Annotated in this window: 23 protein-coding genes; 14 read left to right on the top strand and 9 right to left on the bottom strand. The window is 61.9% G+C overall.

Annotated features, from left to right (window positions below; genetic code table 11):
* Nucleotides 1-83 precede the first annotated feature (83 nt).
* The 8 genes from ACK3CV_RS18300 to ACK3CV_RS18265 all read left to right on the top strand — a co-directional run bounded on the left by ACK3CV_RS18300 (nt 84) and on the right by ACK3CV_RS18265 (nt 8,229).
* A complete protein-coding gene (locus tag ACK3CV_RS18300; protein WP_033635464.1) occupies nt 84-983 on the top strand; it encodes a Dyp-type peroxidase in 900 nt (299 codons plus the stop codon).
* Nucleotides 984-1,183: 200 nt separating this feature from the next.
* Nucleotides 1,184-2,206: a sulfate ABC transporter substrate-binding protein gene (locus ACK3CV_RS18295; RefSeq protein WP_033635463.1), complete on the top strand. Its 1,023-nt coding sequence runs from the start codon at nt 1,184-1,186 to the stop codon at nt 2,204-2,206.
* Complete coding sequence (cysT, locus tag ACK3CV_RS18290) at nt 2,207-3,046, top strand: sulfate/thiosulfate ABC transporter permease CysT (protein WP_019453852.1); 840 nt, start codon at nt 2,207-2,209, stop codon at nt 3,044-3,046.
* Nucleotides 3,046-3,921: a sulfate/thiosulfate ABC transporter permease CysW gene (gene cysW, locus ACK3CV_RS18285; protein ID WP_033635461.1), complete on the top strand. Its 876-nt coding sequence runs from the start codon at nt 3,046-3,048 to the stop codon at nt 3,919-3,921. Before cysT ends, cysW begins: the two co-directional genes overlap by 1 nt.
* Nucleotides 3,911-4,999 (top strand): sulfate/thiosulfate ABC transporter ATP-binding protein CysA, encoded by a 1,089-nt coding sequence (gene cysA, locus ACK3CV_RS18280; protein WP_033635460.1) that lies wholly within the window; start codon nt 3,911-3,913, stop codon nt 4,997-4,999. The genes cysW and cysA overlap by 11 nt, the downstream gene beginning before the upstream one ends.
* Before the next feature lie 81 nt (nt 5,000-5,080).
* A complete protein-coding gene (gene cysM / locus ACK3CV_RS18275) occupies nt 5,081-5,962 on the top strand; it encodes a cysteine synthase CysM (RefSeq protein ID WP_033638551.1) in 882 nt (293 codons plus the stop codon).
* Between the two features lie 257 nt (nt 5,963-6,219).
* Nucleotides 6,220-6,900: a response regulator transcription factor gene (locus ACK3CV_RS18270; RefSeq protein WP_033635459.1), complete on the top strand. Its 681-nt coding sequence runs from the start codon at nt 6,220-6,222 to the stop codon at nt 6,898-6,900.
* Between the two features lie 6 nt (nt 6,901-6,906).
* A complete protein-coding gene (locus ACK3CV_RS18265; protein ID WP_164141943.1) occupies nt 6,907-8,229 on the top strand; it encodes an ATP-binding protein in 1,323 nt (440 codons plus the stop codon).
* A gap of 297 nt (nt 8,230-8,526) precedes the next feature.
* On the opposite strand, the gene crr is transcribed toward ACK3CV_RS18265, so the two are convergent.
* The 5 genes from crr to cysZ all read right to left on the bottom strand — a co-directional run bounded on the left by crr (nt 8,527) and on the right by cysZ (nt 13,429).
* Nucleotides 8,527-9,036 (bottom strand): PTS glucose transporter subunit IIA, encoded by a 510-nt coding sequence (gene crr / locus ACK3CV_RS18260; protein ID WP_004936467.1) that lies wholly within the window; start codon nt 9,034-9,036, stop codon nt 8,527-8,529.
* 49 nt (nt 9,037-9,085) lie between these two features.
* Nucleotides 9,086-10,813 (bottom strand): phosphoenolpyruvate-protein phosphotransferase PtsI, encoded by a 1,728-nt coding sequence (gene ptsI / locus ACK3CV_RS18255; protein ID WP_033635456.1) that lies wholly within the window; start codon nt 10,811-10,813, stop codon nt 9,086-9,088.
* Nucleotides 10,814-10,859: 46 nt separating this feature from the next.
* Nucleotides 10,860-11,117: a phosphocarrier protein Hpr gene (gene ptsH, locus ACK3CV_RS18250; RefSeq protein ID WP_033635455.1), complete on the bottom strand. Its 258-nt coding sequence runs from the start codon at nt 11,115-11,117 to the stop codon at nt 10,860-10,862.
* 399 nt (nt 11,118-11,516) lie between these two features.
* A complete protein-coding gene (cysK, locus tag ACK3CV_RS18245; RefSeq protein WP_033635454.1) occupies nt 11,517-12,485 on the bottom strand; it encodes a cysteine synthase A in 969 nt (322 codons plus the stop codon).
* 185 nt (nt 12,486-12,670) lie between these two features.
* The gene (gene cysZ / locus ACK3CV_RS18240) at nt 12,671-13,429 is read right to left on the bottom strand and encodes a sulfate transporter CysZ (protein ID WP_164141945.1); all 759 of its coding nucleotides are present in this window, start codon (nt 13,427-13,429) and stop codon (nt 12,671-12,673) included.
* Between the two features lie 221 nt (nt 13,430-13,650).
* On the opposite strand from cysZ, the gene zipA reads away from it, so the two are divergent.
* From zipA to ACK3CV_RS18225, 3 genes are all read left to right on the top strand, one after another.
* A complete protein-coding gene (gene zipA, locus ACK3CV_RS18235; protein ID WP_164141947.1) occupies nt 13,651-14,667 on the top strand; it encodes a cell division protein ZipA in 1,017 nt (338 codons plus the stop codon).
* Nucleotides 14,668-14,746: 79 nt separating this feature from the next.
* Nucleotides 14,747-16,768, top strand: coding sequence for an NAD-dependent DNA ligase LigA (gene ligA, locus ACK3CV_RS18230; protein ID WP_164141949.1), 2,022 nt, complete (start codon nt 14,747-14,749; stop codon nt 16,766-16,768).
* Nucleotides 16,768-16,983: a DUF3820 family protein gene (locus ACK3CV_RS18225; RefSeq protein ID WP_004936441.1), complete on the top strand. Its 216-nt coding sequence runs from the start codon at nt 16,768-16,770 to the stop codon at nt 16,981-16,983. Before ligA ends, ACK3CV_RS18225 begins: the two co-directional genes overlap by 1 nt.
* Before the next feature lie 26 nt (nt 16,984-17,009).
* Here the strand turns inward: ACK3CV_RS18225 and ACK3CV_RS18220 are convergent, their stop codons facing one another.
* Nucleotides 17,010-18,008 (bottom strand): bile acid:sodium symporter family protein, encoded by a 999-nt coding sequence (locus ACK3CV_RS18220; protein ID WP_049198403.1) that lies wholly within the window; start codon nt 18,006-18,008, stop codon nt 17,010-17,012.
* A 96-nt stretch (nt 18,009-18,104) separates the two neighbouring features.
* Here ACK3CV_RS18220 and ACK3CV_RS18215 point away from each other — a divergent pair, with 96 nt between their 5' ends.
* The gene (locus tag ACK3CV_RS18215; protein WP_164141951.1) at nt 18,105-19,025 is read left to right on the top strand and encodes a LysR family transcriptional regulator; all 921 of its coding nucleotides are present in this window, start codon (nt 18,105-18,107) and stop codon (nt 19,023-19,025) included.
* Between the two features lies 1 nt (nt 19,026).
* Here ACK3CV_RS18215 and ACK3CV_RS18210 read toward each other — a convergent pair whose 3' ends face one another.
* Together ACK3CV_RS18210 and ACK3CV_RS18205 are read right to left on the bottom strand one after the other, a co-directional pair.
* Nucleotides 19,027-19,494, bottom strand: coding sequence for a FlxA-like family protein (locus ACK3CV_RS18210; RefSeq protein ID WP_060424418.1), 468 nt, complete (start codon nt 19,492-19,494; stop codon nt 19,027-19,029).
* A 52-nt stretch (nt 19,495-19,546) separates the two neighbouring features.
* The gene (locus ACK3CV_RS18205) at nt 19,547-20,095 is read right to left on the bottom strand and encodes a nucleotidyltransferase family protein (protein WP_489009884.1); all 549 of its coding nucleotides are present in this window, start codon (nt 20,093-20,095) and stop codon (nt 19,547-19,549) included.
* Between the two features lie 159 nt (nt 20,096-20,254).
* Here ACK3CV_RS18205 and ACK3CV_RS18200 point away from each other — a divergent pair, with 159 nt between their 5' ends.
* On the top strand, nt 20,255-21,640 hold the full coding sequence (locus ACK3CV_RS18200) for an ethanolamine ammonia-lyase subunit EutB (RefSeq protein WP_164141953.1): 1,386 nt from the start codon (nt 20,255-20,257) through the stop codon (nt 21,638-21,640).
* Complete coding sequence (gene eutC, locus ACK3CV_RS18195) at nt 21,637-22,428, top strand: ethanolamine ammonia-lyase subunit EutC (protein ID WP_039564853.1); 792 nt, start codon at nt 21,637-21,639, stop codon at nt 22,426-22,428. Before ACK3CV_RS18200 ends, eutC begins: the two co-directional genes overlap by 4 nt.
* On the opposite strand, the gene ACK3CV_RS18190 is transcribed toward eutC, so the two are convergent.
* Nucleotides 22,407-23,309, bottom strand: coding sequence for a LysR family transcriptional regulator (locus ACK3CV_RS18190; protein ID WP_033635445.1), 903 nt, complete (start codon nt 23,307-23,309; stop codon nt 22,407-22,409). The genes eutC and ACK3CV_RS18190 overlap by 22 nt on opposite strands.
* Nucleotides 23,310-23,532 lie beyond the last annotated feature (223 nt).

The raw sequence follows: 23,532 nt of genomic DNA, 5'->3' as shown, positions 1-23,532 counted from the left end.
ATAGCGCGCGTTTGTAACAGGGAACCCGCGCGTCAACCGCCATACCTTACCTGTTGCCGGATTCTGGTATTGAGGATAACAACATGACACAGGTTCAGAGCGGCATTCTGCTGGAGCACTGCCGTTTCGCCATTTTTATGGAAGCCAGCGTACAGGGCGAGTTCGCCGACTTGCGCCAGGGCTGCAAGCAGTTTTGTCAGACGCTGAGCGAGCTGCAGCAGCAGTTTCCCGATGCGCGCCTCGGCGCGGTGATCGCTTTCGGCTACGACGTTTGGCACGATCTCTCCAGCGGTCAGGGCGCGCAAGAGCTGAAGCCGTTCACGCCGCTCGGCAAAGGGCTGGCGCCGGCCACCCAGCGCGACATGCTGATCCACATCCAGTCGCTGCGCCATGACGTCAACTTCACGCTGGCGCAGGCCGCGTTGGCGGCGTTTGGCAACGCCATCAAGATTGAAGAAGAAACCCACGGTTTCCGCTGGGTGGAAGAGCGCGATTTGAGCGGCTTCATCGACGGCACCGAAAATCCGCAGGGCGAGCAGCGCCCGGCAGTGGCGACGATCGCCGAAGGCGAAGAGGACGCAGGCGGCAGCTACGTGCTGGTGCAGCGCTACGAGCACAACCTGCGCCAGTGGCAGCGCTTTACCACCGAACAGCAGGAGCAGATCATCGGCCGCACCAAGCACGACAGCGAAGAGCTGCCGGCCGATCAGCGCCCGGATACCTCGCACGTCAGCCGCGTCGATCTGAAAGAGGATGGCAAAGGCCTGAAAATTTTGCGCCAGAGCCTGCCTTACGGCACCGCCAGCGGCAAGCACGGCCTGTTCTTCATCGCGTATTGCGCGCGCCTGCACAATATCGAGCAGCAGCTGCTGAGCATGTTCGGCGATCTGGACGGCAAACGCGACGCCATGCTGCGTTTCAGCCGCGCGGTGACCGGCAGCTACTACTTCGCGCCATCGCTGACGCGCCTGCTGTCACTTTGACGCCGTTGCCGAAGCCGGCTCGCCCGGCTTCGGTCCGTTTTCCCGCCCCAAAACGCCTCGCATTCCCTGCCTTATAGCGTTTGATGCTTGTAAATCACTAAACGGTATATAAAAGCGTTACAGCTCCGCACCGAGTTATAAATACACTGGTCGTCAATAAGGCGAAAGCCTGAAGGAATGACTCAGTGATAAGGTGCAGAATGAAACAAAACCGGGTTAAAAATCTCGTGCTGAAAGGTTGGCTGGCGGCTGCGCTGTTGGCGAGCGGCGCCGCGTCGGCGGCGGAATTGCTGAACAGCTCTTATGACGTTTCCCGTGAATTGTTCGTCGCGCTGAATCCCGGCTTTGAACAGCAGTGGAATCAACAGCATCCGAACGACAAGCTGACCATCAAACAATCGCATGCCGGCTCGTCGAAGCAGGCGCTGGCGATCCTGCAGGGTTTGCGCGCCGACGTGGTGACGTACAACCAGGTCACCGACGTGCAAATCCTGCACGATCGCGGGCAGCTGATCCCGGCGGACTGGCAGGCGCGCCTGCCGAACAACAGTTCGCCGTTCTATTCCACCATGGCGTTTCTGGTGCGCAAGGATAACCCGAAGGGCATCCACACCTGGAACGATCTGGTGCGCGACGACGTGAAGCTGGTGTTCCCGAACCCGAAAACCTCCGGCAACGGCCGTTACACCTATCTGGCCGCCTGGGGCGCCGCCAGCCAGGCCGACGGCAACGACGCGGCCAAGACCCGCGCCTTTATGACCCGCTTTCTGAAAAACGTGCTGGTGTTCGATACCGGCGGCCGCGGCGCGACCACCACCTTCGTCGAGCGCGGCTTGGGCGACGTGCTGATCAGCTTCGAGTCCGAAGTGAACAACATCCGCAAGCAATACGGTGAAGACAAGTACGAAGTGATCGTGCCGCCGGTCGATATTCTGGCGGAGTTCCCGGTGGCCTGGATCGACAAAAACGTCGAGCGCAACGGCACCGAACAGGCGGCCAAAGCCTATCTGAACTATCTCTACAGCCCGGCGGCGCAGCAGGTGATCACCAGCTTCTACTACCGCGTGTACGACCAGAAAGCGATGGCGGCGGCGAAGGGGCAATTCCCGGATACCCAACTGTTCCGCGTGGAAGATCAATTCGGCGGCTGGCCGCAGGTGATGAAAACCCACTTCGCCACCGGCGGCGAGCTGGATCAGCTGTTAGCGGCAGGGCGCAAGTAAATGTTGGCGTTGTCGTCCAGTAAGCGGGTGCTGCCCGGATTTGGCCTCAGCCTCGGCAGCAGCCTGTTTTATACCTGTTTGATCCTGCTGCTGCCGCTCACCGCGCTGGTGATGCAGCTGGCGCAGATGAGCCTGGCGCAATACTGGGAAGTGATTTCCAACCCGCAGGTGGTGGCGGCGTATAAAGTGACGCTGCTGGCGGCCGGCGTCGCCAGCCTGTTCAACGCGGTGTTCGGCATGCTGATGGCCTGGATCCTGACGCGCTACCGTTTTCCCGGCCGCTCGCTGCTGGACGGCCTGATCGATCTGCCGTTCGCGCTGCCGACCGCGGTGGCCGGCCTGACGCTGGCGGGGTTGTTTTCCACCACCGGCTGGTACGGTCAGTGGCTGGCGCACTTCGACATCAAGGTCACCTTTACCTGGCTTGGGATCGCGGTAGCGATGGCGTTCACCAGCCTGCCGTTTGTGGTGCGCACCGTGCAGCCGGTTCTGGAAGAGCTGGGGCCGGAATACGAAGAGGCGGCCGAGACGCTGGGCGCCACGCGCTGGCAGAGCTTCCGCCGCGTGGTATTGCCTGAGGTGGCGCCGGCGCTGCTGGCCGGCACCGCCATTTCCTTTACCCGCAGCCTGGGCGAGTTTGGCGCGGTGATTTTCATCGCCGGCAACATCGCCTGGAAGACGGAAGTGACCTCGCTGATGATTTTTGTACGTTTACAGGAGTTCGATTACCCGGCGGCCAGCGCCATCGCCTCGGTGATCCTGGCGGCGTCGCTGCTGCTGCTGTTCAGCATTAACGTCTTGCAAAGCCGCTTCGGCAGACGTTTGGGAGGAGGGCACTGATGGCTGATGTTTCCGCCTTCAACGGCGCCGAGCGCCCGCGCGTCAACTGGGGCAAGTGGACGCTGATCGCCATCGGCGCGCTGTTCTCGGTGCTGCTGCTGGTGGTGCCGATGATATCGATTTTCGCCGAGGCCTTTTCCAAAGGATTCGGCGCGATGTGGAGCAACTTGCTCGATCCGGACATGCTGCACGCCATTTGGCTGACGGTGTTGATCGCGCTGATCACCGTGCCGTTCAACCTGGTGTTCGGCACGTTGCTGGCGTGGCTGGTGACGCGCTTCACTTTCCCCGGCCGCCAGCTGCTGTTGACGCTGATCGATATCCCGTTCGCCGTTTCACCGGTGGTGGCGGGGCTGATTTACCTGCTGTTTTACGGCAGCAACGGCCTGCTGGGCGGCTGGCTGGATGCGCATAATATCCAGATCATGTTCTCCTGGCCGGGCATGGTGCTGGTGACCATTTTCGTCACCTGCCCTTTCGTGGTACGCGAGCTGGTGCCGATGATGCTCAGCCAGGGCAGCCAGGAAGACGAGGCCGCCATTCTGCTGGGGGCGTCCGGCTGGCAAATGTTCCGCCGCGTGACGCTGCCCAACATTCGCTGGGCGCTGCTGTACGGCGTGGTGCTGACCAACGCGCGCGCCATCGGCGAGTTCGGCGCGGTGTCGGTGGTGTCCGGTTCGATTCGCGGCGAAACCTACAGCCTGCCGCTGCAGGTCGAGCTGTTGCAGCAGGATTACAACACCGTTGGCTCCTTTACCGCCGCCGCGCTGTTGACCCTGATGGCGATCGTTACCCTATTTTTGAAGAGCGCGCTGCAGTGGCGTCTGGAACGTCAAAATGCGCGTCTCGAGCGGGAGGAAAATCATGAGCATTGAGATTAACGGCATCAACAAGTACTTCGGTCGCACCAAGGTATTGAACGATATCTCGCTCGATATTGCTTCCGGTGAGATGGTGGCGCTGCTCGGGCCGTCCGGTTCCGGCAAGACCACGCTGTTGCGCATTATCGCCGGGCTGGAAAGCCAGAGCGGCGGCAAGCTGGGCTTCCACGGCACCGACGTCAGCCACATGCACGCGCGCGACAGGCGCGTGGGCTTCGTATTTCAGCACTATGCGCTGTTCCGCCATATGACGGTGTTCGACAACATCGCCTTCGGCCTGACCGTGCTGCCGCGTCGCGAGCGGCCGAACGCCGCGGCGATCAAACAGAAAGTCACCCAACTGCTGGAAATGGTGCAGTTGGCCCACCTGGCCAACCGCTATCCGTCGCAGCTGTCCGGCGGCCAGAAACAGCGCGTGGCGTTGGCGCGCGCCCTGGCGGTGGAACCGCAAATTCTGCTGCTGGACGAACCGTTCGGCGCGCTGGATGCGCAGGTGCGCAAAGAGCTGCGCCGCTGGCTGCGTCAGCTGCACGAAGAGCTGAAGTTCACCAGCGTGTTCGTCACCCACGATCAGGAAGAGGCGATGGAAGTGGCCGACCGCATCGTGGTGATGAGCCAGGGCAATATCGAACAGGTAGGCTCGCCGGAAGAGATCATGCGCGAACCGGCCAGCCGCTTCGTGCTGGAATTCATGGGGGAAGTGAACCGCCTGAACGGCGAGATCCGCGGCTCCCAGCTGTTCGTCGGCGCGCACCAGTGGCCGCTTTCGTTCCAGCCGATGCACCAGGGCAGCGTCGATCTGTTCCTGCGCCCGTGGGAAATGGAAGTGGCGACCGAAAGCAGCGAGCGCTGCCCGCTGCCGGTGCAGGTGCTGGAAGTCAGCCCGCGTGGCCACTTCTGGCAGTTGACGGTGCAGCCAATCGGCTGGCATCAGGAGCCGATCGGCGTGGTGTTGCCGGAAGGCAACCCAACCCCGGTGCGCGGCGGCCGTTATTACGTCGGCAGCCTCAATGCGCGGCTGTATGCCGGCGATCAACTGCTGCAACCTGTTGCGTTAGCCAAAAGCGCCTGATAGGTTTTAGCTGCCCTTTTATTCAAGGCAACCCCCGGGTTGCCTTTTTACTTTACGCACACCAACACACAGGCAAAGATCGTGACAACGCTCGAACAATGCATCGGGAATACCCCGCTGGTACAACTGCAACGGCTGGCCGCCCAGGCGGGCAGCGAGGTATGGGTCAAACTGGAAGGCAATAACCCGGCGGGCTCGGTGAAGGATCGCGCTGCGTTGGCGATGATCCAACAGGCGGAGCTGCGCGGCGAGATCAAGCCCGGCGACGTGCTGATCGAGGCCACCAGCGGCAACACCGGCATTGCGCTGGCGATGATCGCCGCGCTCAAAGGCTATACGCTGAAGCTGCTGATGCCGGAGAACATGAGCCTGGAGCGGCAGGCGGCGATGCGCGCCTACGGCGCCGAGCTGATCCTGGTCAGCCGTGAGCAGGGAATGGAAGGGGCGCGCGATCTGGCGCTGGAGATGCAGCGCCAGGGGCAGGGCAAGGTGCTGGACCAGTTCAACAACCTCGACAACCCCTACGCCCACTTCACCACCACCGGCCCGGAGATCTGGCGCCAGACCGAAGGGCGCATCACCCACTTTGTTTCCAGCATGGGTACCACCGGCACCATTACCGGCGTAGGCGGTTACCTGAAGAGCCAGAATCCGCAGGTGCAGATCATCGGCCTTCAGCCGGCGGAAGGCAGCAGCATTCCCGGCATTCGCCGTTGGGCGCCCGCTTACCTGCCGGGCATTTTCCGCCCGGAGCTGGTGGATCAGGTGCTGGATATCGAGCAGCGCGATGCCGAGCAGACCATGCGCCAGCTGGCGCAGCGTGAAGGCATCTTCTGCGGCGTCAGCTCCGGCGGCGCGGTGGCCGGCGCCCTGCGCGTCGCGGCGGCCCATCCCGGCAGCGTCGTGGTGGCGATCGTCTGCGATCGCGGTGACCGTTACCTCTCCACCGGCGTGTTCGACTGAATGTGCCCTCCCGGCGGCGCGTTCCGCCGGGAAACCCCCTCTCACTTCCCTTTTGACCGACGGCATATCCGCCCCGCCAGCATGGCGGCTGGCGCCTGTCTGCATGCCAATGCCCTGACTGAAGTAGAGAAATCGCGCGACAGCAGCCACACTAACGGTGGCGAGACGCGAACGGCGATGTGTAAGGATTGAGTAAAACCGGCTGCGGGCCGGCGGAATTGGCGGGAAAATAACGAAAATCGGTGAAGGAGCAAGGCATGAAAATTTTACTGGTCGACGATGACCTGGAGCTTGGCACCATGCTGAGCGAATACCTGACGGGCGAAGGCTTCGACGCCACGCTGGTGCTGACCGGCAAGGCGGGAGTAGAGGGCGCGCTGTCGGGCGACTATACCGCGATGATCCTCGATATCATGCTGCCGGACATGAGCGGCATCGACGTGCTGCGCGACGTGCGTAAAAAGAGCCGGTTGCCGATCATCATGCTGACCGCCAAAGGCGACAACATCGATCGGGTGATTGGTCTGGAGATGGGCGCCGACGATTACATGCCCAAGCCGTGCTACCCGCGCGAACTGGTGGCGCGTCTGCGCGCGGTGCTGCGCCGCTTCGAAGAGCGGCCGCAAGAGGCGGACGACGAGGCCGCCATCAGCTTCGGCGAGCTGACGCTGAACCCTTCAACCCGCAGCAGCGAATGGCGCGGCAAGGCGTTTGATTTGACCGCTTCGGAATTCAATCTGCTGGAGCTGTTGCTGCGCGCGCCGGATCGCGTGGTGTCGAAGGACGAACTGTCCGAGAAGGGGCTGGGGCGCCCGCGCGAGGCCTATGACCGCAGCGTGGACGTGCACATCAGCAATATCCGCCAGAAGCTGAGCGCGTTGGCTGGCAGTAAGCTCATTATCGAGACGGTGCGCAGCATCGGCTATCGCATTCGGTAACCTGATATGCGCGGAAGACTGTTCTGGAAAATTTTGCTCGGCTTTTGGCTGACTTTCCTCATCATGACGCAGGCGCTGTGGGTGGCGTTTTCTCTCTATGGCGATCGCTATGTGCCGCCGGAGAACGCCATGGCGCGGCGGGTGATCGGCCTGCAGCTGGCCTCGGCCGCCACCCAGTTGCGCAGCGGTGGCATGTCGGCGCTGGAAGCCCTGATGCGCGACTGGCCCGAGGACGACAGGCGTTTGCTGTCGGTGACGCCGATGACCCAACCGCCGCCGCCCGCGCCGGAAGAACCGGCGTTTGAAGGGCGGCGAATGCCGAAAGAGATCTCTGCCTGGGTGCAGACCGGGGAAGGGCAGGGATACTGGCTGAGTTATAACGTGCGTGCGTTGCGGGAAGAGTATCGGCCGGAGCGGCGTTCCCACTTCTTCAACATTCCTGCGCCGATGCTGTGGGTCGGCGGGCTGGGCGGTTTGCTGTTCAGCGCCGTGCTGGCCTGGAACCTGACCCGGCCGATGCGTCAGCTGCGCGGCGGCCTGGATCGGGTGGCGCAGGGCGATCTCTCGGTACGGCTGTTTCCTAAAATGCGGCGCCGCCATGACGAGCTGTCCGACGTGGCGCGCGATTTCGACACCATGGCCGAGCGGCTGGAGCTGCTGGTCAGCGCCCGCGAGCAGCTGTTGCACGACGTTTCGCATGAGCTGCGTTCGCCGCTGGCGCGCCTGCAGCTGGCGATCGGCCTGGCGCGGCAGAATGCCGGCAATGTCGAAACCTCACTCAAGCGCATCGAACACGAGTCGGGGCGGCTGGACAAAATGATCGGCGAGCTGCTGGCGTTGTCGCGTACCGAACACAGCAGCCTGCCGGACGAAGAGTATTTCGATCTCTATGGGTTAGTGGATGCGGTGGTGAGCGATGCGCGCTACGAGGCGCAGGTGCCCGGCGTGGATATCGTGCTGCAGGCCGAATCGGACGTGGAGTACACCGTCAAGGGCAATGCGGAGCTGATGCGGCGTGCGGTGGACAACATCGTGCGCAATGCGCTGCGCTTTTCCAGCCACGGCCAGCGGGTGACGGTAGCGCTGACGCGCGTCGATAACCAGTTCCAGATCGCCGTCAGCGATCAGGGGCCGGGGGTTGAGGAGGCGAAGCTGTCGAGCATCTTCGATCCGTTCGTGCGCGTGAAGTCGGCGCTGTCGGGCAAAGGCTACGGCCTGGGGCTGGCGATTACCCGCAAGGTGGTGCTGGCGCACGGCGGCCAGGTTGAGGCGCGCAACGGCGATAAAGAGGGGCTGGTCATTACCCTGCGCATCCCGCGCTGGCAATAAGAATACCCTTCGCATTTCGAACCGCAGCGTTGTTGGCTGCTCGTGCTCACCCCAGTCACTTACTTGAGTAAGCTCCTGGGGACTCACCCGTTTGCCGCCTGGCTGCGATTCGAAATTCGTTGGGTATTGCCAGTTGCGGGGTAGGTGTTGGTGACGCAGGCAGTGTGAACATGGACAGTACGCAATCCTCGGAACGGACAGGCAGTACGTGACGATTCTGAACACAAATGGCCAGTTAGGAAGTCTGGTTCAATAAAAAACGGCGCCGAGGGCGCCGTTTTTCTTGCTCATCCGCGCTTACTTCTTGATGCGGATAATCGGGGTTTCGCCAACGGTCACGCTGCCGGACAGTTTGATCAGCTCTTTGATCTCGTCCATGTTGGAGATAACGACCGGCGTCAGGGTAGACTTGGCTTTCTCTTCCAGCAGAGGCAGGTTGAACTCGATAACCACGTCACCTTTCTTGACGCGCTGGCCTTCTTCGGCGATGCGTTTGAAGCCTTCGCCTTTCAGTTCTACGGTATCGATGCCGAAGTGGACGAACAGCTCAATGCCGCTGTCGGATTCGATAGAGAATGCATGGTTGGTTTCGAAAATCTTGCCGATGGTGCCGTCAACCGGAGCAACCATTTTGTTGCCGGCCGGTTTGATGGCGATACCGTCGCCAACGATTTTTTCAGCGAACACTACGTCCGGCACATCTTCGATATTGACGATTTCGCCAGAAAGGGGAGCGACGATCTCGATAGTGCCCGTGTCTTTCTTGTCATCAGAAACCAGAGATTTCAGTTTATCGAACAAACCCATGATCTTCTCCTAAGCATTAAATTGGGCGGCGTTCCAGTGTCGTGGAAGTTTAGCAGAGCGTTTTTTCTTCGATGAATTTATTGACGCAATTCATCAGGTCTTGTGCCGTTGGCTGTGCCAAGGCCTGCGCTGCCAACGCCTTCACATCTTCGAAATTCGTGTTACGAATAATTTTCTTGATGCGCGGGATTGAAATCGCACTCATGCTGAACTCATCCAGCCCCATGCCCAATAACAACAGTGTAGCACGCTCATCGCCAGCCAGTTCGCCGCACATGCCGGTCCACTTGCCTTCCGCGTGAGATGCATCAATAACCTGTTTGATCAGGCCAAGCACTGATGGGGACATCGGGTTATAGAGATGAGAAATCAGCTCGTTGCCGCGATCTACCGCCAGAGTATACTGGGTTAGATCGTTTGTCCCAATACTAAAGAAGTCGACTTCTTTCGCCAGGTGGTGAGCGATGACCGCCGCAGCCGGTGTTTCCACCATCACGCCCACTTCGATGCTCTCGTCAAACGCCTTGCCTTCTTCGCGCAGCTGCGCCTTCAGCGTCTCGATTTCGCCTTTCAGATCGCGCACTTCCTCCACGGAGATGATCATCGGGAACATGATGCGCAGTTTGCCGAACGCCGAGGCGCGCAAGATGGCGCGCAGCTGGGCGTGCAGGATTTCACGGCGGTCCATCGCGATGCGGATGGCGCGCCAGCCGAGGAACGGGTTCTCTTCCTTCGGCAGGTTCATGTACGGCAGGTCTTTGTCGCCGCCGATGTCCATGGTGCGGACGATCACGGCCTGCGAGCCCATGGCTTCCGCCACGGCTTTATAAGCCTGGAACTGCTCGTCTTCGGTCGGCAGCGAGTCGCGGTCCATGAACAGGAATTCGGTACGATACAGGCCGACGCCTTCCGCGCCGTTGCGCTCTGCACCCGCGACGTCGCGCACGGTGCCGATGTTGGCGCAGACTTCAACCTGATGGCCGTCCAGCGTAATCGCCGGCAGGTCCTTCAGCTTGGCCAGATCGTTTTTCTCGGTGATGTATTGGTTCTGGGCGGCTTTCAGCCGATCGATAACGTCAGCGGTCGGGTTAACGTAAATCTGGTTGTTAACCGCATCCAGAATCAGGTAGTCGTCGTTCTTCACCTGCTTGGTCACGTCGCTGGTGCCGACGATCGCCGGCAGCTCCAGGGAGCGCGCCATGATAGAGGTGTGGGAAGTCCGGCCGCCGAGATCGGTAATGAAGCCCAGCACTTTGTCCAGGTTCAGCTGCGCGGTCTCGGACGGGGTCAGATCGGTGGCCACCAGGATCACTTCGTCCTGAATGGAGCCCAGATCGACGATCGGCATGCCCAGAATGTTCTGCAGCAGGCGCTTGCCGATGTCGCGCACGTCGGCGGCGCGTTCTTTCAGGTACTCGTCGTCCAGCTCTTCCAGCGCTTTCGCCTGACCTTCGATCACGGTGTAGGCGGCGGCGTCTGCGGAGGCCAGATCGTCTTTGATTAGGGCTATGATTTCCTGCTCAAGCTCTTCGTCTTCCAGCAACATGATGTGGCCTTCGAAGATAGCTTCCTTCTCTTCGCCGAAGGTTTCGCCAGCTTTGGTCTTGATCGCTTCCAGCTGTTCGGACGCTTTCGCGCGGCCGGCCAGAAAACGCGAGACTTCCTGCTCTACTTGATCAGCAGAGATTTTCTTCCGGTTGATGACGATGTCGTCTTCTTTCAGCAAGAGAGCCTTACCAAAAGCGATGCCCGGTGATACTAAAATGCCTGAAATCATAACCCTACCTTACTCTTGACTGGTGTTAACTAAAAAGACGGGCCGATTACTCAAGCTCTGCCATCAGTTTTACCAAGTGCTCAACGGCTTTCTGCTCGTCTTCACCTTCAGCGGAGATGGTCACTACGGTCCCTTGAGTCAGCCCCAGAGTTTGCAGTTTGAACAGGCTTTTAGCGCTGGCGCTTTTGCCGTTGGAGGTCACGGTGATGTCAGACGCGAAGCCTTTGGCTTCTTTAACGAACTGAGCGGCAGGGCGAGTATGCAGACCATTCGGAGCGGTAATAGTAACTTCTTGCTGGAACATTGATGTTTCCCCAACTTATTGGATTAATGTTGTGGAGCTAAAGTTTAGCCCAGGGGCCTGACTTTAGCTTGTCTGGTTATAGCGCCTGACTATGGACAGGGGCGAACGTTGATGCAACAGAAAACGACGCGTTAGGCACTTCAGATCAAAAAACTCGGCTTTAGACGTCGTTCCAATCCGCTCCCCATTATGCCCGATTCGCCGCGTCGGCGACAGATGAGTAAATCGATTCAGCCTTGACCGGGCTCGGGGGGTGATTAATTTTGCGCATCGAAATAATGCACCGTTAAATACTAAAGCCGGCGGGCAAAAGCAATCTTGGACTGCTATAAAGTTTGATCCAGTCCACAAAAAAGCACCCCGCAGGGTGCTTTTTTAGCGATTTGTGCAGTGGCGGAATTACTGCTGCAATTCCTGCTCGGTGAACAGATCGGCGAACAGCGCGGTGCTCAGGTAACGTTCGCCGGAAGAGGGCAGGATCACCACGATGGTCTTGTCGGCGAACGCCGGTTCTTCGGCCAGTTTCACCGCCGCCGCGACCGCTGCGCCGGAGGAGATGCCCGCCAGGATGCCTTCTTCGTCCATCAGGCGGCGCGCCATGCTGATGGCCTCGTCGTTGGAGACTTTCTCGACGCGATCCACCAGATCCAGATCGAGGTTGCCCGGAATGAAGCCGGCGCCGATGCCCTGGATCTTGTGCGGGCCCGGCTTCAGCTCTTCACCGGCCAGCGCTTGGCTGATGACCGGCGAGTCGGTCGGCTCGACCGCCACGGTGGTGATAGCCTTGCCTTTGGTGTTCTTGATGTAGCGGCTGACGCCGGTCAGCGTGCCGCCGGTGCCGACGCCGGAGATGAATACGTCGACGTCGCCGTCGGTGTCTTCCCAGATTTCCGGACCGGTGGTTTTTTCATGGATCGCCGGGTTGGCCGGGTTGCTGAACTGTTGCAGGATCAGGTAACGGTTCGGGTCGGTGGCGACGATCTCTTCCGCTTTGGCGATGGCGCCTTTCATGCCTTTCGCCCCTTCGGTCAGCACCAGATTGGCGCCCAGCGCCTTGAGCAGCTTGCGGCGCTCGATGCTCATGGTTTCCGGCATGGTCAGCGTCAGCTTGTAACCGCGTGCGGCGGCAACGAAGGCCAGCGCGATGCCGGTGTTGCCGCTGGTCGGCTCCACCAGCTCTTTGCCGGCGGTCAGCACGCCGCGTTGTTCCGCATCCCAAATCATATTGGCACCGATGCGGCATTTGACGCTGAAGCTCGGGTTGCGTGATTCAACCTTGGCCAGAATGCGTCCGTTGCCGATACGGTTCAGACGAACCAGCGGCGTATGGCCGATTGTTAATGAGTTGTCTTCATATATCTTGCTCATAGCCCGTCCTTTAACTCTATGAAAATGTGGGGAACATCGAAAGCATACGCTAACAGTACCGGCAGGGAAGTAAAGAATTGGTATATCTATATGTTATTAGGAAATAAGTTTTAAGCACAATGATAAGGGCGCGAAATGCGCGCCCTGTCGAAAATTCCCGCGCTATCGGCGGTAAAAAGCGGCGATTATCGGACGAACTGTGAGCGGTAGCGATCGACCCACATGGCGGTGGCGCCGCAGACGGCGACCGGCAGGATCACCAGGTTGAGGATCGGGATCATGGTGAACAGGCTGACCAGCGCGCCGAATTGCAGGTTAGCGGGTTTGTGCTGGCGCAAGGCGCGGCGCATATCGGCAAAGCTCACCTTGTGGTTGTCGAACGGGTAGTCGCAATACTGGATCGCCAGCATCCAGGCGCTGAACAGGAACCACAGCACCGGCGCCACCGTCTGGCCGATGCCGGGCACGAAGTACAGCGCCAGCAGCAGCAGCGCGCGCGGCAGGTAATACATCAACTTGCGCCATTCGCGCGCCATGATGCGCGGCAAATCTTTGGCGATGCCGAGCAGGCCAGTGTCCGGCAGCGGTTTGCCGGTCAGGCTGCCCTCGAGCTGCTCGGCCAGCAGGCCGCAGAACGGCGCGGCGATCAGGTTGGTGATGGTGCTGAACAGATAGCTGAACACCAACAGCACCGAAATGACCGCCAGCGGCCACAGCAGGTAGCTCAACCATTGCAGCCAGTCGGGAACGTGGCTCATCATCGTCGGGATCCAGTCGCCGAGCCGGCTGAACAGCCACCAGAAAGCGGAACCCATCAGCAGCACGTTGACCAGCAACGGCAGGACCACATAGCGTTTAATCCCCGGGCGCGAAATCAGGCGCCAACCTTCGGCGAAATAGTGAATGCCGCTGGTCGAACGGGAAGGGGGCTGCGTATAGGACATATCTTAAGTTATCTCGTTGTCTGAACAGGCATCATTATCATATAGGGATGATTTTCCACTGGCTAGGGTAGGGTTGGCTGAAAAACCAGCAGAAAAAGGCAGTATAATCATCTTTATTGGCATAAAGTTCAGCACGGACTTGCACTTGTGTGCGCGGGCAAATAGAGTTAAAGAGTGAATGTTTGCCGCGGTGGCAATGTATTGGAACAACAGAGATAGCAATGATGCAGGATTTGCGTCTGATATTAATCGTTGTTGGCGCGATCGCCATAATAGCGCTGTTATTGCACGGTCTGTGGACCAGTCGCAAAGAACGGTCAGCGCTCTTCCGCGATCGCCCAGCCAAACGTTCCCAAAAGGAACGTGAACAAACTCCGATCGACGATCTCGAAGAAGGCGTCGGTGAGGTGCGCGTACGCGCCGCTCACCCGCAAGACGAGCCGTCATTCGGCCATTTCGATGCCGCACGCGAAGAACCCGTGGCCGCGCCGAAGCCCGCTCCGGCGGCTGCGCCAGCGCCCCGCGCCGTTCAACCGGCTGCCCATCAGACGCCGCCTCCGCTGTCTCAGCGGCCGGAGTATGATGACATCCTGCTGAACAACTACGCGCCGGACGAAGAACAGGCCGAGCCGCAGCAACCGCAACCGGCCGCGCGCCGTGAGCCGCGCGTCGACGATCTGCCGCATGAACATGAGGCGCCGCTGGCGGCGGAACCGGCATTCCACGCCGAACCTGCCCCGGTGCAGCCAGCGCCGGAAGTGAAGCCTGCGCCGGAACCTGCACCGCAGCCGGCGGCTGCGCCAATTCAGGCTAAACTGAAAGAGACCGTGCTGGTGCTGCACGTCGCGGCCCACCAGGGCGGCGTGATCGGCGGCGAAGTGCTGCTGCAGAGCGTGTTGCAGGCCGGCTTCCAGTTTGGCGAGATGGGCATCTTCCACCGCCATATCAGCCCGGCCGGCAGCGGCCCGGTGCTGTTCAGCCTGGCGAACATGGTCAAGCCGGGATCGTTCGATCCTGACATGATGTCCGACTTCTCCACGCCGGGCGTGTCGATGTTCATGATGGTGCCGTCTTACGGCGACGCCAATCAGAACTTCAAGCTGATGCTGCAGTCGGCACAGCGCATCGCCGACGACGTGGGCGGCGTGGTGCTGGACGACGAGCGCCGCATGATGACGCCGCAGAAGCTGGAAACCTACAAAGCGCGCATCCGTGAAGTGTTGGAAAACAACGCCTGACCGGGTTGCCGCGCGCACAGAACATCCGTAACAACAAAGCCCCCGCTAGCCGGGGGTTTTTTATCTTTGATGGTGAGCCATGGAATCGATAATCCAACAAATCAATCAACTACGAGCCACATTGCGCCATCATGAATACCAGTATCATGTGCTGGATGCGCCGGAAGTGCCGGATGCGGAATATGACCGCCTGATGCGCGAACTGCGCGAGCTGGAGAGCGCGCATCCGGCGTTGATCACCGCCGATTCGCCGACCCAGCGCGTGGGGGCTGCGCCGCTGGCGGCGTTTGACCAGGTGCGCCACGAAGTGCCGATGCTGTCGCTGGACAACGTGTTCGACGAAGAAAGCTTCCTGGCGTTTTACAAGCGCGTGCAGGACAGGCTCAAAAGCAGCGATCCGCTGACCTTCTGCTGCGAGCTGAAGCTGGACGGCCTGGCGGTCAGCCTGCTGTACGAAGACGGTGAGCTGGTGCGCGCGGCGACGCGCGGCGACGGCACCACCGGCGAAAATATCACCTCCAACGTGCGCACCATTCGCGCCATTCCGCTGCGCCTGATCGGTGACAACATCCCGCGCCGGCTGGAAGTGCGCGGGGAAGTGTTCATGCCGCAGGCTGGTTTTGAACAGATGAACGAAGAAGCCCGGCGCAAAGACGGCAAGGTGTTCGCCAACCCGCGCAACGCCGCCGCCGGCTCGCTGCGCCAGCTCGATCCGCGCATTACCGCCAAACGCCCGCTGACCTTCTTCTGCTACGGCGTCGGCCTGCTGGAAGGCGGCGAGCTGCCGAGCAGCCACTTTGAGCGCCTGATGCAGTTCAAGGCCTGGGGCCTGCCGGTCAGCGATCGCGCCCAGCGCCGCACCGGCAGCGAGGAAGTGCTGGCGTTTTATCGCCAGGTCGAGCAGGACCGCGCGCAGCTCGGTTTCGACATCGACGGCGTGGTGATCAAGATTGACGACATCGATCTGCAGGAAACGCTGGGCTTTGTGGCGCGTGCGCCGCGCTGGGCGACGGCGTTCAAATTCCCGGCGCAGGAGCAGATCACTGTGGTGCGCGAAGTGGAGTTTCAGGTTGGCCGCACCGGCGCGATTACGCCGGTGGCGCGCCTTGAGCCGGTGCTGGTGGCCGGGGTGACCGTCAGCAACGCCACCTTGCACAACGCCGATGAAATTGAGCGTTTGGGGCTGCGCATCGGCGATACGGTGATCGTGCGCCGCGCCGGCGACGTGATCCCGCAGGTGGTGGGGGTGCTGGAAGACCGCCGGCCACAGGATGCGCGCGAAGTGGTGTTCCCGCTGCACTGCCCGGTGTGCGGCTCAGACGTTGAGCGCGTGGAAGGCGAGGCGGTAGCGCGCTGCACCGGCGGTCTTATCTGCGGCGCGCAGCGCAAAGAGGCGTTGAAGCACTTCGTTTCCCGCCGCGCGCTGGACGTTGAAGGCATGGGCGACAAGATCATCGAGCAGCTGGTGGACAAAGAGTACGTGAAGAATCCGGCCGATCTGTTCCGCCTGTCCGCCGGTATTCTGACCGGCCTGGATCGCATGGGGCCGAAATCGGCGCAGAATCTGGTCAATGCGCTGGAGAAATCCAAGCAGACCACCTTCGCTCGCTTCCTGTATGCGCTGGGCATTCGCGAGGTCGGCGAAGCGACCGCCGCCAATCTGGCGGCGCATTTCGGATCGCTCGAGAAGCTGTTCGCCGCCGATATCGAGGCGCTGAAAGAGGTGCCGGACGTCGGCGAAGTGGTGGCCAAACACACCCGCAATTTCCTTGATGAAGCGCTCAATCAGCAGGTGATCAACGAGCTGGTGGGCGCCGAGATCGGCATTCACTGGCCGGCGCCGGTGGTGGTGGTCGCCGAAGAGATAGACAGCCCGTTCGCCGGCAAAACCGTGGTGCTGACCGGCTCGCTGAGCCAGCTGTCGCGCGACGAGGCCAAAGATCGCCTGACGGCGCTGGGCGCCAAGGTCAGCGGCAGCGTGTCGAAGAAAACCGATTTGGTGATCGCCGGCGAAGCGGCCGGCTCCAAGCTGGCGAAGGCGCAGGAGCTGGGTATCGCCGTGATCGACGAAGCGGAGATGATCCGCCTGCTGGGTGACTGATGGAAAAGGAAAACCTGCTGGAGATCGCCAATACCGTGATGCCGTTCGGCAAGTACCAGGGACGGGTGCTGATCGATCTGCCCGAAGAGTACCTGCTGTGGTTCGCCCGCAAGGGCGAATTCCCCAAAGGCAAGCTCGGCATGCTGATGGAGATGACGCTGGCGATTAAAATCGAAGGGCTTGACCACCTGGTCAAGCCGCTGAAGAAAAGTTGAACTGACGGGCCCCGGCCCGTCTTTTTTTACCCGCGCGACGCCTGCGCGTTGGCGTTGGGTACCGCCTGTTGCGCCCGCTGCTTGCGCTGATACCTTTTCGCCAGCACCGCACAGGTCATCAGCTGCACCTGATGGAACACCATCAGCGGCAGCACCATGATCCCCACCGTCGCCGCCGGGAACAGGATATTGGCCATTGGAATGCCGTTCGCCAGGCTTTTCTTCGAACCGCAGAACACAATGGTGATCTCGTCCGCCTTGCTGAACCCCAGCCAGCGCGCCATGTAGGTGTTCACCACCAGCACGATCGCCAGCAGCACGATGCTGCCGCCGACGATAAACGCCAGCGAACCGATCCCCACCTGATGCCAGATGCCGTGCGTCACCGCCTCGCTGAAGGCGGCGTACACCACCAGCAGAATCGAGGTCTGGTCGGTTTTGCCGATCAGCGGGCGATGGCGCTCGATCCAGCCGCCGATCAGCGGCCGCAGCAGGTGGCCGGCGACGAACGGTACCAGCAGTTGCAGCACGATCGAGCCCACCTGCCGCAGGCTGCCGGTATCGCCGTGCACGTTCATCAGCAGGCCGACCAACAGCGGTGACACGAAGATCCCCAGCAGGCTGGAGGCGGAGGCGCTGCACACCGCCGCCGCTACGTTGCCGCCCGCCAGCGAGGTGAAGGCGATGGCCGACTGCACGGTGGCGGGCAGGATGCACAGGTAGATGAAACCGGCGTACAGCTCGGGGCTGACGTCGATCGGCGCCCACCAGGCGAACAACATCCCCAGCGCCGGAAAAATGATGAAGGTGCTGAACATCACCCACAGATGCAGCCGCCAGTTATTGCTGCCGGCCAGGATGGCCTCGCGCGACAGTTTGGCGCCGTGCATGAAGAACAGCAGGGCGATGGCGGCGATGGTCAGGGCGTTGAGCCAGCCGACGAACTCGCCGCGCGCCGGCAGGAACGACGCCAGCAGCACGGTGGCGATCAGCGTCAGGGTAAAACGATCGGGCAGGAATCTCATGGCGATACGCTCGGGTAGAAAATCGATGGGGCTATTCTCCTGCGTGGGCATATAATAATTAAATTGATTTATTTAATTCATCTATGAATAAAACACATGAATTACTCACTCAAACAGCTGCGGGTGTTCGTCGCTGTCGCCCGCCACGGCAGCTTCAGCCGCGCCGGCGAGGCGATTGGCCTGACGCAATCGGCGGTCAGCCACAGCATGAAAGAGCTGGAGGCGGAGGTCGGCGTGCGCCTGCTGGATCGCACCACGCGTGAAGTGGTGTTGACCGACGCCGGCCTGCGGCTGGCCAACCGGGTCGAACGGCTGCTGGACGAACTGCAGGCCGCGTTGCTGGATGCGCGCAGCTTTGGGGTACAGCGCAGCGGCACGGTGCGGGTGGCGACCAGCCAGACCATTTCCGCCCATCTGATGCCGCAGTGCATCGCCGCCGGCGAACGCGAATACCCGGAGATCCGCATCATGCTGCGCGATCAGGCGCAGCAGCAGGTGCTGCACAGCGTGCGCAACGCCGAGGTGGATTTCGGCATCGTGGTCGATCCGGTGCAGGCGGTGGATCTGGAGTGCGAAGCGGTGCTGCATGAACCGTTTCTGCTGCTGTGCCGCGACGATCACCCGTTTGCTGCGCGGCAAGAGGTGCGTTGGGCGGCGTTAAACGGCTGCCGCCTGGTGTTGCAGGATTACGCGTCGGGCAGCCGGCCGTTGATCGACAGCGCGCTGAGGCAGCAGGGCGTCGAGGCGCAGGTGGTGCAGGAAATCGGCCATCCGGCCACGCTGTTCCCGATGGTGGCGGAGGGGATCGGCATCAGCATTTTCCCGGCGTTGGCGCTGCCGCTGCCGGAAGGGGGGCGGCTCCGGGTGCGGCGGCTGGTGCCGGAGATCAATCGCGCGCTGATGCTGGTGCGGCGTAAAAATCGCTCGCTGACGCCGGCGGCGGAGGCCATCTGGCAGGTCGCGCGTCAGCAGGCGGCGCTGCTGCACCAGCGCCGGCAGGAAAACGCGGAATATTGACTCAGATATAGACGTCCACCGCGTTGAGCGGCGTCGGGCGGTTTACGCCGTCGCCGGCTTGCGCCGCGGCTTTCTTCATTTGCTCCTGCTGCTGTTTTTCCATTTCTTCTTTCTGGATGCGCGCGATCTCGGCCTGCAGCATCTTGATCTGCGCTTCGATCAGCTGTTTCTGCTTCTCGATCTCTTTGGGATCGGCGCTGGAGTCCTTCAGCTCCACCAGCTTTTGCTGCAGAGCCTGAATCTGCCGGTTCAGCGCCTTGATGCGCGCCGAGGCGCGGCTTTCGTTGAGATTTGCCGGTTCGTCATTGCCGTTGGCGCCTTCGCTTTTCTTCGCCTTGCCGCCTTCCGGCTGGTTGTTGACCGGTTTGGCCATCAGCAATTCGCCCTGATGGCCCGGCGCGCTGAAGACGTTGCTGACGCCGGGAACGGTATTTTTGATCGGTACGATCATGGTGATGCTGGTCGACATGGATGCTCTCCCTGAGTCGGTATATCGCTGTTCAGGGTATCGGCAGCGGCGGCTAAATCTTTACCTGCCGCAGGCGCGGCCAGCGCTGCAGCCAGCCTTTGTCGAGCACGCGCTGGGCATAGGCAGCGCGATCGCCGTTTTTCACGTTGAAGGTGATGGTGTCGCCGAACAGCGCCGCGAGCCCGAAGGGAGTCACCAGCGTGAGGCTGTCGTCGGCGTTCAGGCGCGCGCCGATCGCCGTTTCCACTTCGGTCCAGAAGCTGATGGCCTCTTCGCTGTTGCGGTAAGGCGCCCGGCCGCCGCGCAGATGCATGCGCGCCTGATTCTTGACCGACCACGGCTGCGGCAGCCATTGCTGCAGCCGCGCCTCCAGCATGCGATCGCGCTCGGCGTCCGCACGCTCCGCATCGAAGTGGATCACGTCGATATCGTTGAGCGGCGTGGGCTCCACATAGCCGTGGCGCCGATCCCAAACCAGATTGCGTACGAAGCCGGCGCCGAGGCACCAGTCATTCAGGCCGAGCCGGCGCACGGTGCGCAGGGCGGCCATGCGCGCGTCATCTTGTTGCAGCCAGTCGATAATTTGCCGTTGCGGATCCATCACCCCTCCTGTTTTCGCGGCTACTGTAACCCGAAGCGGCGGCGGGTGAAATGGCGGGAGGCGCGATGACGGCGATCGCAGGCAAATTAATTTTCTTCTCTCACTGACTACACTTGGTGCAGGGCTTTTATCTCGTCACTCGGGGCAAGGGAGGGGGCTATGTATCAGGCAACGGTGGGCCAACGCGGCTATCGCTTCGGCGATCTGCGTCAGCTGATGGCGAAGGCTTCGCCGGCGCGTTCCGGCGATTATCTGGCGGAGGTGGCGGCGCACAGCGCCGAAGAGCGCATGGCGGCGCGCATCGCGCTGGCGGACTTGCCGCTCAAGGCATTCCTGCAGCATGCGCTGGTGCCCTACGAACAGGACGAGGTGACGCGCCTGATTATCGACAGCCACGATGCCGCCGCCTTTGAGCCCATCTCGCACCTCACGGTCGGCGATTTTCGCGACTGGCTGCTGAGCGAGCAGGCGGACAGCGCCATGCTGGCGCAGGTGGCGGCCGGCATCACGCCGGAGATGGCGGCGGCGGTGAGCAAGATCATGCGCAATCAGGATCTGATTTTGGTGGCCAAGAAGTGCCGGGTGGTGACGCGCTTTCGCAATACGATTGGCCTGCCGGGCCACCTCAGCGTGCGGCTGCAGCCCAATCACCCGACCGACAGCCTGCAGGGCATCGCCGCCAGCATGCTGGACGGCCTGCTGTACGGCAGCGGCGATGCGGTGGTCGGCATCAATCCGGCCAGCGACAGCCTGCCGCTGCTGGAAAAGCTCAACTACATGCTGGACGACGTGATCCAGCGCTTTGCCATTCCCACCCAATCCTGCGTGCTGACCCACGTGACCAACACGCTGCGGCTGATGGAGCGCGGCGCGCCGGTGGATCTGGTGTTTCAGTCTATCGCCGGTACGGAAGCGGCCAATCGCGGCTTCGGCATTAATCTGGCGCTGCTGGCGGAAGCGCAGCAGGCGGCGCTGAGCCTCAGGCGCGGCACGCTGGGCGACAACGTGATGTATTTCGAGACCGGGCAGGGCAGCTGCCTGTCGGCCAACGCCCATCACGGCGTCGATCAGCAAACCTGCGAGGCGCGCGCCTATGCGGTGGCGCGCCATTTCTCGCCGCTGCTGATCAACACCGTGGTGGGATTTATCGGCCCCGAATACCTGTATGACGGCAAGCAAATTATCCGCGCCGGGCTGGAGGACCACTTCTGCGGCAAGCTGCTCGGGCTGCCGCTGGGCTGCGACGTCTGCTACACCAACCATGCCGAAGCCGATCAGGACGACATGGACACGCTGCTGACGCTGTTGGCCGCCGCCGGGTTGACGTTCCTGATCGGCGTGCCGGGCGCGGACGACATCATGCTCAACTACCAAAGCACGTCGTTCCATGACGCGCTCTATATCCGCGAGCTGCTGGGGCTGAAGCACGCGCCGGAGTTCGCCGCCTGGCTGGCGGCGATGAACATCACCGACGAACGCGGGCGGCTGCGTGACGCCGCCGCCAATCATCCGCTGTTGCTGGCGCTGCAGGGAGAACGCACATGAGCAAACCGGTTCACGTCAACAGCTGGGACGCGCTGCGCGCCTTTACCGATGCGCGCATCGCGCTGGGGCGCACCGGCGCCAGCCTGCCGACCGACGAACTGCTGCGCTTCGGCCTGGCTCACGCCCAGGCGCGCGACGCGGTGCATCAGCCTTTCGACAGCGAACGGCTGGCGGCGGATTTGCACGATGCCGGTTGGCCTACGCTGGCGGTGCACAGCCAGGCCGCCGACCGCGCCGCCTATCTGCGCCGGCCGGATCTGGGGCGGCGATTAGCGTCGGACAGCCGCAGCCTGCTGCTCGGTTCGCCATCGCGCCGCGTCGATCTGCTGCTGGTGGTGGCGGACGGCCTCTCCTCCAAGGCGGTGCACCGCCAGGCGCTGCCGCTGCTGCAGGCGCTGCGGCCCTATCTCGATACGCTGGGGCTGACCGTTGCGCCGGTGGTGCTGGCGCATCAGGCGCGGGTGGCGCTGGGGGATGAGATCGGCGAATGCCTGCAGGCTCGGGCGGTGGCGGTGCTGATCGGCGAACGGCCGGGGCTGTCGTCGCCGGACAGCCTGGGTGTCTATATGACCTGGGGGCCGAACGCGCGCAGAACGGACGCCGAGCGCAATTGCATCTCCAACGTGCGCCCCGAGGGGCTGGATTACCCGCAGGCGGCGTTCAAATTGGCCTGGCTGCTGGAGCAGGCGTTCCAGCGCCGGCTGACCGGCGTCGAACTCAAAGACGAGAGTGACAACCCGGCGCTGCGCGGCCGGGTAACGCCGCTTTACCCCCAGTTGGGCGGCTGACCGAGGGTTTGCTGCAGCAGGGCGGTGAAGGCCGCCAGGCGGGCGGACACCTTCGCCATCGGGCGCAGCAGATAGATGCCTTGCTGCTCATGGCGCGGATCTTCCAGCATCTGCACCAGTTGCCCGTGCTGCACGTCCGGCCCCACCACCCAGTTGGGCAGAAAGGCGATGCCGAGCCCGAGCAGCGCGGCCTGGCGCTGCGCGGTGAAGTCGTCGCAGCGCAGCGCCATGGTGCAGCGGTTCATCAGCGCCGCGTCGAGGATCTGCGCCCAGCAGGCCGGCTGCTGCTTGTGGTAGCGGGCGATCAGCCGATGCTGCGGCAGCGCTTCCAGATCGGCCGGCAGGCCATAGCGGGCGACGTAGGCGGGGCTGGCGCACATCACCCAGCGTTGGGTGGCGATGCGGCTGGCATACAGCGCGCTGTCCTTCTGTTCGCCGATGCGGAGGGCGGCGTCGAGCCGCTCCTGCGTCGGATCGGTCTGGCGTTCGGTCAGATCGAGGTCGACCGACAGCTGCGGGTAGCGTTCCGCCAGCGTCGGCAGCAGCGGCAGCACATAGGTTTTGCCGAAGGTTGGCAGGCAGCTGATGCGCAGCGTGCCCTGCGGCGTTTCGTTCAACGCACTCAGCTCGGCGCGAAGGCCGGTGATGTCCGTCATCAGCGCGGCGGCGCGCGTCAGCAGCAGTTCGCCGGCGTCGGTCAGCAGCAGGCCACGGGTGGAGCGCACGAACAGCGCGGCGCCGAGCGCGCTTTCCAGGGCGTCGATGTGGCGCACCAGCGAGGAGGGCACCATGCCCAGCCGGCGCGCAGCGGCGGAAAAGCTGCCCAGGCGGGCGACGTCGAGAAAAATTGGCAGATGTTCTACATAGCGGGCGTCATTCATTTTTGCATTATATGCAAAAGCGTTTCTTATGAATACCCGCTTCTCTGCCGACGGCGCGGCGGCTACTCTGGCTGCGGGTTGACGACGGGCTTCGGCGCCGTCCCATCCCGGCCGCATAGAGAGAAAACGCATAAACCTCGCGGCGCTTAGCACCAAATAGCAGATGTTTTTCCCAGGCCGCGTGAGCCGCCTGCGGAGTTGATTGTCGCTCCAACACCAGATT

The organism is Serratia sp. TSO36 (genome assembly GCF_057808395.1).
This window is presented reverse-complemented; position numbering and strand designations above follow the sequence as displayed.